Source organism: Arcicella rosea (assembly GCF_040543805.1).
Taxonomy (GTDB): Bacteria; Bacteroidota; Bacteroidia; order Cytophagales; family Spirosomataceae; genus Arcicella; species Arcicella rosea.
Window position 1 is genome coordinate 81,576 of sequence record NZ_JBEUMS010000008.1, and the last position, 14,910, is coordinate 96,485.

At 35.4% G+C, this 14,910-nt stretch carries 12 protein-coding genes; 11 read left to right on the top strand and 1 reads right to left on the bottom strand.

Features of this window, described 5'->3' with window-relative positions:
* Positions 1 to 59: 59 nt before the first annotated feature.
* Positions 60 to 1,085 carry a zinc-binding alcohol dehydrogenase family protein gene (locus ABID42_RS12160; protein WP_367283885.1) on the top strand — a complete coding sequence of 342 codons (1,026 nt, stop codon included), beginning with the start codon at positions 60 to 62 and terminating at the stop codon, positions 1,083 to 1,085.
* An 89-nt stretch (positions 1,086 to 1,174) separates the two neighbouring features.
* On the opposite strand, the gene ABID42_RS12165 is transcribed toward ABID42_RS12160, so the two are convergent.
* Positions 1,175 to 2,197: a LacI family DNA-binding transcriptional regulator gene (locus ABID42_RS12165; RefSeq protein WP_323261028.1), complete on the bottom strand. Its 1,023-nt coding sequence runs from the start codon at positions 2,195 to 2,197 to the stop codon at positions 1,175 to 1,177.
* A gap of 274 nt (positions 2,198 to 2,471) precedes the next feature.
* On the opposite strand from ABID42_RS12165, the gene kduD reads away from it, so the two are divergent.
* The 10 genes from kduD (at position 2,472) to ABID42_RS12215 (ending at position 14,802) form a co-directional block, all read left to right on the top strand.
* Positions 2,472 to 3,242 carry a 2-dehydro-3-deoxy-D-gluconate 5-dehydrogenase KduD gene (gene kduD, locus ABID42_RS12170; RefSeq protein WP_367283886.1) on the top strand — a complete coding sequence of 257 codons (771 nt, stop codon included), beginning with the start codon at positions 2,472 to 2,474 and terminating at the stop codon, positions 3,240 to 3,242.
* Positions 3,243 to 3,284: 42 nt separating this feature from the next.
* A complete protein-coding gene (kduI, locus tag ABID42_RS12175) occupies positions 3,285 to 4,115 on the top strand; it encodes a 5-dehydro-4-deoxy-D-glucuronate isomerase (protein WP_367283887.1) in 831 nt (276 codons plus the stop codon).
* A 100-nt stretch (positions 4,116 to 4,215) separates the two neighbouring features.
* Positions 4,216 to 6,561, top strand: coding sequence for a glycosyl hydrolase family 28 protein (locus ABID42_RS12180; RefSeq protein WP_367283888.1), 2,346 nt, complete (start codon positions 4,216 to 4,218; stop codon positions 6,559 to 6,561).
* A gap of 1 nt (position 6,562) precedes the next feature.
* A complete protein-coding gene (locus ABID42_RS12185) occupies positions 6,563 to 6,904 on the top strand; it encodes a cupin domain-containing protein (protein WP_323698012.1) in 342 nt (113 codons plus the stop codon).
* A 225-nt stretch (positions 6,905 to 7,129) separates the two neighbouring features.
* Positions 7,130 to 8,656: a tagaturonate reductase gene (locus ABID42_RS12190; RefSeq protein ID WP_367283889.1), complete on the top strand. Its 1,527-nt coding sequence runs from the start codon at positions 7,130 to 7,132 to the stop codon at positions 8,654 to 8,656.
* 71 nt (positions 8,657 to 8,727) lie between these two features.
* The gene (locus ABID42_RS12195) at positions 8,728 to 10,380 is read left to right on the top strand and encodes a UxaA family hydrolase (protein WP_367283890.1); all 1,653 of its coding nucleotides are present in this window, start codon (positions 8,728 to 8,730) and stop codon (positions 10,378 to 10,380) included.
* Positions 10,381 to 10,480: 100 nt separating this feature from the next.
* A complete protein-coding gene (uxaC, locus tag ABID42_RS12200) occupies positions 10,481 to 11,890 on the top strand; it encodes a glucuronate isomerase (RefSeq protein ID WP_367283891.1) in 1,410 nt (469 codons plus the stop codon).
* Positions 11,891 to 11,982: 92 nt separating this feature from the next.
* Positions 11,983 to 13,011: a sugar kinase gene (locus ABID42_RS12205; RefSeq protein ID WP_323261011.1), complete on the top strand. Its 1,029-nt coding sequence runs from the start codon at positions 11,983 to 11,985 to the stop codon at positions 13,009 to 13,011.
* 85 nt (positions 13,012 to 13,096) lie between these two features.
* Positions 13,097 to 14,110 carry a class 1 fructose-bisphosphatase gene (gene fbp, locus ABID42_RS12210; RefSeq protein WP_323261010.1) on the top strand — a complete coding sequence of 338 codons (1,014 nt, stop codon included), beginning with the start codon at positions 13,097 to 13,099 and terminating at the stop codon, positions 14,108 to 14,110.
* 17 nt (positions 14,111 to 14,127) lie between these two features.
* A complete protein-coding gene (locus tag ABID42_RS12215; protein WP_367283892.1) occupies positions 14,128 to 14,802 on the top strand; it encodes a bifunctional 4-hydroxy-2-oxoglutarate aldolase/2-dehydro-3-deoxy-phosphogluconate aldolase in 675 nt (224 codons plus the stop codon).
* Positions 14,803 to 14,910 lie beyond the last annotated feature (108 nt).

Below are 14,910 nucleotides of genomic sequence, written 5' to 3' on the forward strand. Positions count from 1 at the left end.
TCTTTACAAATGATTTCGGTATAGTTTTTAATCAAGCATAATTAAATATATTAAAATTAGTGAAAACAATTATTCTAAATCAACCTGGTGAGTTTCAGTTAATCTCAAGGGAAATTGATGATAAGTTGGCCGATAACGAAGCGCTTATCAAAATTCATAAAATTGGTATTTGTGGAACGGATTATCATGCTTATCGAGGAAAACAACCTTTTTTTTCGTATCCAAGAGTACTAGGTCATGAATTAGGAGCAGAAGTTATTGCTTTAGGAAAAGCTGTTGATACAAGTGAATTAAGTATTGGTGATAAAGTATCCGTTGAACCTTATCTAAACTGTGGAAAATGCCAAGCTTGTTTGAATAACAAACAAAACTGTTGTGAGAACATCAAAGTAATGGGTGTGCATACCGACGGTGGAATGACTGAGTACGTGAAAATTCCTGCTCATAAATTACACCGTTCAAAGATTTTAGGTTATGAACAATTGGCTTTGGTAGAAACTTTGGGTATTGGCGCACATGCTGTACAAAGAGCAAGTGTTAGGCAGAATGATATTGTGTTGGTGATTGGTGCTGGTCCGATTGGTTTATCTGTCATTCAGTTTGCAAAATTGCATGGTGCTAAAATTGTCGTGATGGATTTTAATGTACAAAGACTTGATTTTGCGAAGGAATTATTTGATACTGATGTTTCCGTTTTGGCAAAAGAAGGTTTCACTGCTGATGATTTAAAAGCTACTTTGAATGGAGTATTACCAACGGTGGTTTTTGATGCTACGGGTAATCCACAGTCGATGATGAAATCATTTTCATATTTAGCTTTTGGTGGAAAATTAGTTTTCGTTGGTTTATTTCAAGGCGATGTTACTTTCTTTGATCCAGATTTTCACCGCAAGGAAATGACACTTTTTGCTAGTAGAAATTCACTTCCTGCTGATTTTAAAATGATTATTAAAAATATGGAAGAAGGAAATATTCAAACACAGGCTTGGCTTACGCATGAAGCAGCGTTTGAAGAATTACCTGATGTTTTTGAATCATGGCTTGATCCAAGTTCAAGAGTGATTAAGGCGATGGTGACGGTTTAGGGGTGAGTTTTGAGCTATGAGCTTTGAGTTGTCAGTTTTGAGCTAAGCTTTAACTCAAGGCTTAAAGCTCACAGCCCAAGCTAAACAACTTATCCAACCACCGACGATTCTCTAATAATCAATTCTGTATAAAGTTTGAATGTTTGATAAGTCGTAGGAATACTTGAAGTCTTTCGCTCAATTAAATCCAACAGTAATTCCGCAGAACGTTGACCCATCTGTAATGAAGGTTGAACGACGGTCGTCAAGGCTGGTTCTAGCATAGAGGCAGCCTTGAGATTTGTAAAGCCAACAATTGAGATTTGTTCAGGAATCGTAATTTTTTTCGTCTTTAAAGTAGCCAAACAACCTAAAGCGAGTCTATCACTTACCGTTAAAATTCCGTCTGGAGGATTCGTTTCAGATAAAAGTTCATCAATGATTAATTCCATATTTTCTGAAGAATAATTGGAGTATTTAATCATGGCTTCATCGACTGGAATTTCATATTTATTAAGCGCAGCGATATAACCTTTTACTCTTTCTTTAGTAATCGATAAATAAGGCGAAGCTGTAATGTGCGCAATTCTTCTTCTTCCTTCACGAATAAGATGTTCCGTAGCAGTAAATGCTCCTTCAAAATTGTCAGAGATTACTTTATGGGTGTTAATTTCATCCGAAACCCTATCAAACAAAACAATTGGCATTCCTTTTTCATGAAGTTCTTTGAGCTGAGAAACATCATTCGTTTCGCCAGCTAAAGAAATCAGCAAACCATCAACTCTTCTTGAAGCAATATGCTTTAGATTGATACTTTCTCTTTCAAAAGATTCATGACTTTGAAAAATTACAACGTGATAACCTCGATTGTATGAAATTGCTTCGATTCCATTAATTACTTGCGAGAAAAAAGGATTGTCAATTTCAGGAACAATTACTCCGATTGACCTGCTTTTGTTCTCTTTTAAGCTCAGTGCAATTGGGTTTGGGCGGTAGTTATACTTTTCAGCATATTCAATAACCAGCTTTTTAGTATCAGGATTAATTTCATAGCTTCCACGCAAAGCTCTTGACACTGTGGAAGTGGATAAATTCAATGCTTTAGCAATATCTTTGATTGTAATCAGTTCCAATGTTTTGTTCTTTGATTTGTACAATTACAAAAGTATGAGTTTTTTATGAGCTAAAAATACCTAAAATAATGATATTCTACTAAAAGTATCAAAATCTATTGAATAAGTATAAAAATGTTTCTGAATGAGAACGTTCCCGATAACGTTTGCATAAAAATATTCCAATATTTACTTGAACGCTGTATTTATTAAGTATAGGTTTGTTCAGGGCTTAGTAGGACTAATTTCTTACTAATTTTTTAAAATCTTGGAATAATTAAAAAAAACGGAACTTATGAGTTTATCATCATTATTTAGTTTAGAAGGTAAAGTGGCTTTGGTTACTGGTTGTGACAGAGGTATCGGAATGGGAATGGCATTAGCTTTGGCAGAGGCAGGAGCAGACATCGTAGGTGCAGCCCTTACCATTGAACCAGAAAATAGTGAAATTGAAAAAGGAGTGAGAAGTTTTGGTAGAAATTTTACAGGTTATAATGTAGATTTAAGTGAGAGAGAAACACTTTATGCTTTTATTAATGAAGTAAAAACTAAACATGGTAATATTGATATTTTGATTAATAATGCCGGAATGATTTTAAGAAATCCAGCAGCTGAACATTCTGACGAATATTGGGATAAAGTTTTATCAATCAATTTGGATGCTCAGTTTATTTTAGCTCGTGAATTCGGTCGTGACATGGTAGCTAGAGGTTCAGGTAAAATTATTTTTACGGCTTCTTTATTAAGTTTTCAAGGTGGTATTAACGTTCCTAGTTATGCAGCTTCAAAAGGTGCAATTAGCAGTGTTGTAAAAGCTTTGGCAAATGAGTGGGCTTCAAAAGGAGTTAATGTAAATGCGATTGCTCCAGGTTATATCGCTACAGATAATACTGCTGCTTTAAGAGCTGATGCTGAAAGAAGTAAATCAATTTTAGATCGTATTCCTGCTGGTCGTTGGGGCGAGCCTACAGATTTCATGGGTCCAGTAGTATTCTTGGCTTCAGAAGCTGGTGCTTATGTAAACGGAACGATTTTAGTTGTAGATGGTGGTTGGATGGGACGCTAATCATCTTATATTTTTATTATTCAATTATTTATATTTAATCCTATGCAAAGTAGATACGAAAGTAGCCCAAAAGAAGTGGCTGGAATGAATACGGAAAGCCTAAGAGCTAATTTTTTAATCGAAAAATTGTTTGAAGCGAACCAAGTAAGTTTAACTTATACTCATTACGATAGAGTAATTACTGGTGGTGTAATGCCAGTTGGTGAAGCGGTAAGTTTACCAAATTATGACGCTTTGAAAAGTGAATACTTTTTGGAAAGAAGAGAATTAGGTATTATCAATGTTGGTGGTGATGGCAAAATTACTGCTGATGGTGAAGCTTTTTTGGTTAATAAATTAGATTGTTTGTATTTAGGAAAAGGCGTTCAGTCTGTTTCATTCGAAAGTATAGATGCCAATAATCCAGCTCAGTACTTTTTGATTTCTTCTCCAGCTCATCAAGCTTATCCAACACGTTTGATGAAAAAAGAAGAGGCTTCGCCAGTGAATTTGGGAAGTAATCTTACTTCTAATGAAAGAACGATTTATAAATACATTCATTTAGATGGTATTCGTAGTTGTCAATTAGTAATGGGTTTAACGGTATTGGCAAATGGTAGTGTTTGGAATACAATGCCTGCACATACACATGACCGTAGAATGGAAGTATATTGTTACTTTGATGTTCCTCAAAATCAAGCAGTATTGCATTTGATGGGACAACCTCAAGAAACACGTCATTTGTTTGTTTCAAATCACCAAGCTATTATTTCACCACCTTGGTCTGTTCACTCAGGTTGTGGCACGGCAAATTACTCATTTATTTGGGCGATGGCTGGTGAAAATCAACTATTTACAGATATGGATTTTGTAGAAATTCCATCTTTAAGATAAGAATATTTAATTTGCTTACCTGTCGGTTTTGTTTAACTATCGAAACCGACAGTTTATTTCACTCTCAAGATTTTATGAAAAATTACAATCTCTATTAACAATGAAAAAAATATTAGGTATCATATTTTGTGTTATCCTGATGGCTTTCAAAAGCGCAGATGATAAAGTAACTGTATTTCTCATTGGAGATTCAACTTGTGCCAATAAAGCTCCAGCAGATAGTCCAGAAACGGGTTGGGGAATGGTTTTTCCAAATTATTTTAATGAGGCTGTTCAAGTGCAGAATCATGCTGTAAATGGCAGAAGTACTAAAAGTTTTATCACTGAAAAACGTTGGGATGCAGTAAGCCAACAATTGAAAAAAGGAGATTGGGTTTTAATTCAGTTTGGTCACAACGACCAGAAGATTAACGACAGTACTCGTTATGCTGCTCCGCAAACAACTTATAGAAATAACCTTATTAAATTTATCAATGAAACTAGAGCTAAAGGGGCAAATCCTGTTTTGATTACACCCGTAATGCGTAGAAAGTTTGATAGTAATGGACAGTTCGTCGATCAGCATGGAGAGTATCCTGCTGTGGTAAAAGCTGTAGCAAAAGAATTTGGAGTAGCCTTTATTGACCTTCATGCTAAAAGTAAGGCAGTGATTGAACAACATGGCGTAGAAGGTTCAAAGAAATTATTCATGCACTACATTGGTGGCGTTTTCGGTAAATTTCCAAAAGGCGTTACCGACGATACACACTTTTCAAAATATGGTGCATCGGTCATGGCTAGTTTAGTAGCCGAAGGAATTGTTGAAGCAAATGTTGGCTTGAAGAGTTTTTTAAAGAAATCAGAATTTCATGAAAAGTATGAATTTGAATTGCCAAAGTATTACACGCCAGTATTCAAAAAAGATACGTTTAATATCATCCGTTATGGAGCAAAGTCAAATGGAATTACTTTAAATACTGAGGCCATCAATCACGCAATTACAATTTGTGCGGAGTCGGGCGGAGGTACAGTTTTAATTCCGAGTGGCTTATGGTTGACAGGCCCAGTTGTGTTGAAATCGAATGTGAATTTACATGTTGCCAAAGGAGCAATATTACAATTCAGTAGAAATATTGATGATTATCCAATCATAGCGACAACTTGGGAAGGCGAAGAAGCTTATCGTTGCCAAGCACCTATTTCAGGTGTTGATTTAATCGATATTGGTTTAACTGGTGAAGGCGTAATTGATGGTGGCGGAGATGTTTGGAGAGCTATCCAAAAACGTAAACAAACAGAACCTCAATGGAAAAAATTGATAAAATCTGGAGGTGTTTTAGATGAAGAACAAAATACTTGGTATCCAAACGAACAATCAAGAAAAGGAGCTAAAGTTGTTGGTGGAACTAAACTTACAAATGGAAAAACGGCTAAAGATTATGAAGATATTAAAGGTTTCTTGAGACCAAACATGTTGAGTCTTACTCGTTGTAAGTTTATTTTATTAGAAAGTATTCATCTGCAAAATTCACCAGCTTGGACAATCCATCCATTACTTTGTGACCATATCACGATGAGAAACGTAGATGTTAAAAACTATTGGTATGCTCAAAATAGCGACGGTGTTGATTTAGAATCTTGCAGAAATGGTATCATGGAAAATTGTACTTTCGATACTGGTGATGATGGCATTACAATTAAATCTGGAAGAGATGAGCAAGGTAGAAAAAGAGGAGTACCCACAGAAAACTTTATCATTAAAGATTGCAAAGTATATCATGCACATGGAGGTTTTGTAATTGGTTCGGAGATGTCGGGCGGAGTAAGAAATATGTATGTTTCTAATTGTTCTTTTTTGGGAACTGATGTTGGTTTACGTTTTAAAACAGCAAGAGGAAGAGGTGGAATCGTAGAAAACATCTACGTTAACAATATTCAAATGACAGAAATTGTTGGTGATGCGGTGTTATTTGATATGTATTACGCTAAAAAAGACCCTATTGCTTTAAATGGAGAATCAGATGAGTTGCCAGAAATGGACGCTCAACCTTTATCAGAAGCAACCCCACAATTCAGAGATTTTTATGTAACTAATATTAATTGTTTAGGTGCAGAAACTGGTATTAAAGTGAGAGGTTTACCTGAAATGAGTGTGAAGAATGTCTTGATTGAAAATGCTGTTTTACAAGTCAATACTGGTTTACTTTGTATTGAAGCGGAAAATATTTCATTGAAAAATGTTACGTTGATAACAAAAGATAAAACGACCATGCAGGTACAGAACAGTAAAAACATAAGTCTTGACGATATTCGCTATGAAAATACTGAGGTACTGTTAAAAATCTCTGGTGAGCGTTCACAAGGCATTAAATTATCGAATACTAATACTTCAAAAGCGAAGAAGGAAGTAGAGTTCGGTAAAAAAGTATCCAAAAACATATATAGCAATTATAGCAATCAAAAATAATATGTTGTCAGTAAAAGAATTAACCTTAGTGACTGATGAACAAGTAGCTTGGGAGGAACTCGGAGGAGGCATTAAAAGAAAAGTAATGTCTTATAACGATGACATTATGCTGGTGAAGGTAGCTTTTGAAAAAGGTGGAGTCGGAGCGATTCATTCTCATCCACATTTGCAAATAAGTTATGTTTCAGCAGGTGCTTTTGAAATCACCATTGGCGACGACAAAAAAGTACTGAAAGAAGGCGATGTTTACTTTGTTCCATCAGAAGTATTACACGGGGCAGTTTGCTTAGAAGCGGGAGAATTGATAGATGTATTTTCACCGATGCGAGCAGACTTTGTGTAAGGAATTAGTGAATTGTGAGTTAGTGATTGTTTTTCTAACACTAGAAATCTCTTCATCTTTAAATACTTTAGTCTAAAGTCTAAAATATTTAAAAGCTCATGGCTCATCGCTCACTGCTAATAGCTAAAAAAAGAATCAAGCATTATTAATTAATATAAATCAATAGTTGGTTGTCGAATTTCACAATCCAACTAAAGTATCCTCTATTAAAGATTTTCAATCATCATGAATACTTCTCAAAATCATAAAAATCTCAGTAAAAGCAACGCTGCTCTTCCTGAATCTTTGTTCAATTTACCTGAAAAGGTATTACAATTTGGAACGGGCGTATTGCTAAGAGGCTTGCCAGATTACTTTATTAATAAAGCCAATCAGCAAGGTATTTTTAATGGTAGAATCGTCGTGGTGAAATCAACTGACGGAGGTGATGCCGAAGCTTTTGAGCGCCAAGATAACCTTTATACCATTTGTGAAAGAGGTATTCAACAAGGAAATGTATTTGAGAAAAATACCATTTCATCTGCTATCAGTAGAGTATTGTCTGCTAAAACAGAATGGGATGCTATTTTAGAATGTGCTAAAAATCCTGATTTACAGATTATTACTTCAAATACTACCGAAGTAGGAATTCAATTGGTGCAGGATGATATTAAGCAAAGTCCGCCAATTTCTTTTCCAGGCAAAGTATTGGCATTTCTTCATGCTAGATTCAAAGCGTTTGAAGGAAGTAAAGAACATGGAATGGTGGTTGTTCCTACAGAATTAATCACTGATAATGGTAAAAAATTAGAAGGTATTATTTTTGAATTGGCACATAGAAATGCACTAGAATCAGAATTTATTGATTGGCTAGAATCATCGGTAACTTTCTGTAATTCATTAGTTGATAGAATTGTACCGGGTAAACCAAGTGCCGAAATAAAAGCCAATATTGAAACTGAATTGGGTTATCAAGATGATTTATTGATTGTTTCAGAAGTATATCGTTTGTGGGCAATTGAAGGGAATCAGAAGGTAAAAAATGTATTATCATTTCATCAAGCAGACGAAGGCGTAATCATTGAACCCAACATTGATTTATACCGTGAATTAAAATTACGTTTACTCAACGGTACACATACTTTGAGTTGTGGTTTAGCCTTTTTAGCAGGTTTCAAAACGGTAAAAGAAGCCATGCAAAATGAAGTAATGTCAGCTTTTGTCAGTAATTTAATGTTGGCTGAAATTGGCTTAGGTATTCCTTATAAAGTAGATGATAAAGTAGCGCAAAGATTTGGTATGCAAGTACTAGACCGTTTCCGTAACCAAAATCTTGACCACCAATGGTTAAGTATTACGGTGCAGTACACGTCTAAAATGCGGATGAGAAATATTCCAACGCTTTTGCAATATCATAAAATTTATCAATGCGTACCTGAATATATTGCTTTTGGATTTGCCGCTTATTTATTGTTTATGAAGGCTGTGAAAGAAGAAAATGGTAAATATTATGGAATTCACGCAGGCGAATATTATCAAATTCAAGACGATAAAGCAGAGTATTTCTTTACAAAATGGGCTAATTTATCAAGTGATGAATTGGTAACATCGGTTTTGAGTGATAAAAATCTTTGGGAAACAGATTTGACAAGTATTACAGGTTTTGCGGAAAGCGTTGCAACGTTTTTAAATCTTATGATTGAAAAAACAGTAAAGGCTTCTTTAAAATCATATCTTAATAAAGGTGAATTGGTTGAGTATAGTAGAGCATAGTCTTACTTTTAAGTTTAATTATTCTGTGAACTCAAAGAATTAAAATTTTAACCAATCATCAAATATTCATCGTGAAAAGAAACGTTTTAAAAATTCATCCGAACGACAACGTGATTGTCGCTTTAGCAGATTTATCGAAAGGTCAGACTGTGGAATTGGATGGTCAGACTTATACACTGACAGAAGATATTGCTGCTAAACACAAATTTGCTATGCAAGATTTTGAAGTAGGAGCAGAGATTAGAATGTACAACGTATTAGTAGGGAAAGCTCAATCATTTATCAAAAAAGGTGGAAGTATCAATATTTTCAATGTAAAGCATGCTGTAGATTCTTTTGAATTACGTGAAAACCATGCCGCTTGGGAAGCTCCATCTTTAACAAAATTTGAAGGCAAAACTTTCAACGGTTATCATCGTGCAAATGGCAGTGTTGGTACGGCTAATTATTGGTTAGTAATTCCATTGGTGTTTTGCGAAAACCGTAATATTGAAGTACTTCGTGAAGCTTTGGTGGATGATTTAGGTTATGCTCGTAAACATGAATATCAAAGTCAAACACATGATTTGATTGCATTATACAAAGCAGGAAAAACTGTTGAAGAAATTTTACAAGCAGATTTACAAAGTCAAGGAGAGAAAAGTGCCAAGCAAAAGCTTTTCCCAAATGTTGATGGCGTAAAATTCTTATTGCATGATGGAGGTTGTGGCGGTACTCGTCAAGACGCTCAAGCACTTTGTGGATTATTAGCGGGTTATATCACGCATCCAAACTGTGCAGGTGCTACAGTATTAAGTTTAGGTTGTCAGAATGCACAAGCGAGTATTTTACAAGAAGAAATCGCAAAACGTGATGCCGACTTCAAGAAACCATTATACATCTTAGAACAACAAAATATTGGTACTGAGTCTGAACTGATGGCTCAGGCATTGAAACAAACTTTTGTTGGATTGATTGAAGCCAATCAAAATACCCGTAAACCAGCACCATTGAGTAAATTATGTATTGGTTTAGAGTGTGGAGGTTCTGATGGTTTCTCTGGTATTTCAGCGAATCCAGCTATTGGTTATACTTCAGATTTATTGATTGGTTTAGGTGGCTCGGTGATTTTAGCTGAATTCCCAGAATTGTGCGGTGTTGAGCAAGAATTAACTGACCGTTGTTTAGACCCAGAAGATGCTAAATTGTTCAGTCATTTAGTAAATACTTATAACGACCGTGCTAAGGCTGTAGGTTCAGGTTTTGATATGAACCCTTCGCCGGGTAATATCAAAGATGGCTTGATTACCGACGCTATTAAATCGGCTGGTGCGGCTAAAAAAGGAGGAACTTCTCCAGTTACTTCGGTTTTAGATTATCCAGAACCAGTAAAAAAAGCAGGATTGACTCTTTTATGTACACCGGGCAATGATGTGGAATCGACAACTGCTGAAGTAGCATCGGGTGCAAACCTTGTTTTATTTACCACTGGTTTAGGAACGCCAACAGGAAATCCTATTGCTCCGGTTGTGAAAATTGCAACAAATACAAAGTTATTCGAAAAGATGTCAGACATTATCGACATCAACACGGGTACAATTATTGAAGGTGAAGAAACGATTGAGGAGGCTGGAGAACGTATTTTAGAATACGCAATAAAAGTAGCTAGTGGCGAAATTGAAATTTGTGCCGTTAGAAATGGACAAGATGATTTTATTCCTTGGAAACGAGGAGTATCTTTATAGGATTGAAAATTGAGTATCGAGGATTGATTTTCAATTTTAAGATTCAAAATCAATCCTCGTTTATTTAATTTCTCAATACTAAATCAAAATTTTAACAAAAATGCTGTACACGAAGACATTCTTAGACGAAGATTTCCTTTTACAAACTGCAACTGCTAGTAAACTGTATCATGAGTTTGCTAAAGAGATGCCAATTATTGATTATCATAACCATTTACCACCAGACCAAATTGCTCAGAACAAAAGTTTTGGAAATTTATCACAGATTTGGCTTTATGGCGACCACTACAAATGGCGTGCAATGCGTGCGAATGGTATCAATGAAAGCTATTGTACAGGTGATAAATCTGATTATGAGAAGTTTGAAAAATGGGCTGAGACGGTTCCATATACAATGAGAAATCCATTGTACCACTGGACTCACCTTGAATTACAGCGTTATTTTGATGTACATGAAATTTTAAATCCATCATCTGCTCGTAAAATTTTTGACGAGTGTTCTGAAAAATTACAGTCACCAGAATATGCCGTTAGAGGTTTATTAAGTAAAATGAATGTAAAAGTTGCCTGTACTACAGATGACCCTTTAGATTCATTAGAGTATCACCAAGCCATTAAAGAGGAAGGAACTTTGGATACTAAAGTATTACCAACGTTTCGTCCAGACAGATTTATTTTAATTGATAATCCTAATTATGCTTCATTCATTGAGAAATTAGGAGTACTTGTCAATACTGAAATCAGTAGTTTTGAAGCTTTAGTTTCAGCTTTGAAAACTCGTGCAGAATTCTTTGCTTCAATGGGAGGAAGATTAGCTGACCATGGTTTGGAGCAAATTTATGCAGCAGATTTCACCGAAGAAGAAGCTAATAAAGTATTGAAGAAAAAAATAGCAGGCGAATCAATCAGTGCTGAGGAGTCTCTATTATTCAAATCGGCAATTTTACATCAACTAGGCGTAATTTATCATGGATTAGGATGGACTCAGCAGTTCCACTTAGGTGCTTTGAGAAATAACAATACTCGTGCAATGCGCTTATTAGGTCCAGATACTGGTTGGGATTCAATCGGAGATTTCTCTCAGGCAGCTTCTTTATCTAAGTTTTTAGGTCGTTTAGACGAATACGACCAATTGGCGCAAACAATTATTTATAACCTTAACCCACGTGACAACGAGTTAATGGCAACCATGATTGGAAATTTCAATGATGGTTCTGTAGCTGGTAAAATTCAGTTCGGTTCTGGTTGGTGGTTTTTAGACCAAAAAGATGGCATGGAAAGACAAATGAATGCTTTGTCGAACATGGGATTATTGAGTCGCTTTGTGGGTATGTTAACAGATTCTCGTAGCTTCTTATCGTTCCCACGCCATGAATATTTCCGCAGAATTCTTTGTAATTTGTTAGGAAATGAAATCGAAAATGGTGAATTACCAAACGATATTGAATGGATCGGTAAAATGGTTCAGAATATCTGTTATAATAATGCAAAGGAGTATTTTAAATTTTAAATAGATGTAAGCTTTGAGCTATTAGCGATGAGAAATGAGCGATGAGTTCTTAAGCTCATGGCTAGAGGCTCACAGCTCACTGCTGATATATCATGAACAAAGTTTGTTGTTTCGGAGAATTATTATTGCGTCTTTCACCAAAAGCTAATGGCGTTTGGATAAAAGAAACCTCAATGCCAGTTTTTGTAGGCGGAGCAGAATTGAACGTGGCTACGGCTTTAGCAAATTGGGGAATCAATGCGAGTTATTTTACGGCATTACCTGAAAATTCTTTAGCGAACGATATTAAAAATTACATAGCTGATAAAGGTATTGATACTTCGGTTATAAATACTTCTGGTGAAAGAATTGGAACGTATTATCTTCCACAAGGTGCAGATTTGAAAAATGCAGGAGTGATTTATGACAGAGCTTACTCTTCATTTGCCTCTTTGAAAGTTGGTCAAATTGACTGGAAAACAGTTTTGAAAGATGTTTCTTGGTTTCATTTCAGTGCCATCAGTCCAGCTTTAAATCAAGATGCGGCTGATGTTTGTTTGGAAGTATTGAAAGTAGCCTCAGAAATGAATATTACTATTTCTGTAGATTTGAATTACCGTTCAAAACTATGGAAATACGGCAAAAAGCCAACTGAAATTATGCCAGAATTAGCACAGTATTGTGATGTAATCATGGGTAATCTTTGGGCAGCCAATACTTTATTAGGGATAGAAATTGACCCATTATTATTAACAAGTTTGGAAAAACAGGATGCTTATGATTATCCAGCACATGGAAAAGCAACTTCCGAAGCCATTCAAAAGGCATTTCCAAAATGTAAATTTGTAGCCAATACGTATAGATTTGATCACAACAAAACGGGCATTGAATATTATACAACTCTTTTTACAGAGGGAAATCAATATCAGTCACCAGTATTTTTTGCTGATTCAGTAGTAGATAAAATCGGAAGTGGAGATTGTTTTATGGGAGGCTTAATTTATGGTTTATCTCAGAAACAAGAAGCTCAAGAAGTAATCAATTTTGCCGCTGCTGCCGCTTATGGAAAACTCCAAGAGTACGGCGATGCAACCCAACAAAAAGTGGAAGCAGTAAAATTAATTCTTGAAAATTACCTTTAGTCATTGACGTTTACGAGTTGTATTCAAAATCAGCTCGTAAACTTGAAATAACCTATTTGTTTAACAATTAATATTGGCTTTTTTTATGAAAAATGAAAACTTAGCTTTACCTGTTGGTATTACTTTAGATCGATTCATTATGCGCAATCAAGAAGCATTTCAATTTGCTTCTGGGGAATTGTCGCAATTATTGAGAGATATTGCTTTGGCAAGTAAAATCCTGAATCGAGAAATCAATCGTGCTGGATTGGCTGATGTAACAGGGCTGTTAGGTTCGCAAAATGTACAAGGTGAAGCCCAACAAAAATTGGATGTCATTGCTGATATTCGTTTTTTGAGAGCCCTTAAAAATGGTGGAGAAGTTTGTGCTATCATTTCGGAGGAAGAACCTGAAATCATTCTGACTGGAAATAATCATGCTAAGTATGTCGTAGCAATTGATCCGCTGGATGGTTCATCGAATATTGATTCTAACGTTTCAATTGGTACAATTTTTTCAATTTTTCGTAGAAAAACACCCATCGGTTCAGTACCTTCTTTAAAGGACTGTATCCAAAGAGGTGACGAACAAGTAGCGGCTGGGTATATTTTATATGGTTCTTCAACCATTTTAGTTTATACAACTGGTAAAGGAGTAAACGGATTTACGTATGATAATTCTTTGGGGGAGTATTTTCTTTCTCACCCACAGATGCAAGTAAATCAAGAAGGAACTATTTTCTCGTGCAATGAAGGTAATTTCTATGATTTCCCTGAATGTATTCAAGAGTATTTGACAGAATGTAAACAAAAAAGATATTCTGGTCGATACATTGGTTCTTTGGTTGGAGATTTTCATAGAAATCTTTTGAAAGGTGGAGTATATTTATACCCTCCAACTCGTCATAACCTTGATGGTAAATTAAGGTTACTTTATGAATGTTTACCTTTAGCTTTTATTATTGAACAAGCAGGAGGAAAAGCTTCGGACGGTAAACAGAGAATTTTAGAAATACAGCCTCAAAATCTTCACCAACGCTCGCCATTATACATTGGTTCGTCGAGCATGGTAGAAGCCATTGAGGAATGCTGTAAAGAAATGGACAAACAATTTTCTTAAAAAATTAAAAAACAAGCATGGCTTTTTTTCAACCCAAAATATTAAATCAATTACTGGCTGATTTTCCAGTAGTTCCAGTGTTTTATCATGAAGACATTGTGTTAACTCAAAATGTAATCAAAGCTTGCTACGATGGCGGGATGCGTGCTTTTGAGTTTACCAATCGTGGAGCAAAAGCCTTAGATGTTTTTAAAGCGATTTACCCTTTTATTCGTGAGAATTGCCCAGAAATGGCATTAGGGATTGGTACTATTTTTACAGTAGAACAAGCTAAAATTTTTATAGAAGCTGGTGCTGATTTTGTTGTTCAACCTGTCATCACAGCAGAAGTAGGAGCTTTTTGTCAAGAAAATGCAGTAGCTTGGTTTCCGGGAGCAGCTACTTTGAATGAGATTTATTCAGCTACACAATTAGGTGCAGAAATCGTGAAGATTTTCCCAGGGAATGTTGTTGGCCCAGGTTTTGTAAAATCAATGAAAGGGCCGATGCCAAACGTGAAAGTAATGGTAACGGGTGGCGTAGAACCTACAGAAGAAAGTTTAAAACAATGGTTCTCTGCTGGTGTAACAGCGGTAGGAATGGGTTCTCAATTATTCCCTGCTAGTTTATTGGCAAGTGCTAAATTTGATGAATTGACTCATACAGTAGCCTCTTTGATGGAATATGTTGAAGGTTTAAAATCTAAAAAATAATCTTTTAAATTAAGTAGTCTATGGAAAATGAATGATGTTTTTTGTGAATAAATCAATATTTCAGACCTGTTCACAATTCATCACTCATCATTCATAACTCTTATTTAG

Excerpts from the sequence above, each read along its gene's own strand:
- kduD (WP_367283886.1), top strand. The coding sequence starts at position 2,472 with ATGAGTTTATCATCATTATTTAGTTTAGAAGGTAAAGTGGCTTTGGTT.
- kduI (WP_367283887.1), top strand. The coding sequence starts at position 3,285 with ATGCAAAGTAGATACGAAAGTAGCCCAAAAGAAGTGGCTGGAATGAAT.
- ABID42_RS12180 (WP_367283888.1), top strand. The coding sequence starts at position 4,216 with ATGAAAAAAATATTAGGTATCATATTTTGTGTTATCCTGATGGCTTTC.
- ABID42_RS12185 (WP_323698012.1), top strand. The coding sequence starts at position 6,563 with ATGTTGTCAGTAAAAGAATTAACCTTAGTGACTGATGAACAAGTAGCT.
- ABID42_RS12190 (WP_367283889.1), top strand. The coding sequence starts at position 7,130 with ATGAATACTTCTCAAAATCATAAAAATCTCAGTAAAAGCAACGCTGCT.
- uxaC (WP_367283891.1), top strand. The coding sequence starts at position 10,481 with ATGCTGTACACGAAGACATTCTTAGACGAAGATTTCCTTTTACAAACT.
- ABID42_RS12205 (WP_323261011.1), top strand. The coding sequence starts at position 11,983 with ATGAACAAAGTTTGTTGTTTCGGAGAATTATTATTGCGTCTTTCACCA.
- fbp (WP_323261010.1), top strand. The coding sequence starts at position 13,097 with ATGAAAAATGAAAACTTAGCTTTACCTGTTGGTATTACTTTAGATCGA.
- ABID42_RS12215 (WP_367283892.1), top strand. The coding sequence starts at position 14,128 with ATGGCTTTTTTTCAACCCAAAATATTAAATCAATTACTGGCTGATTTT.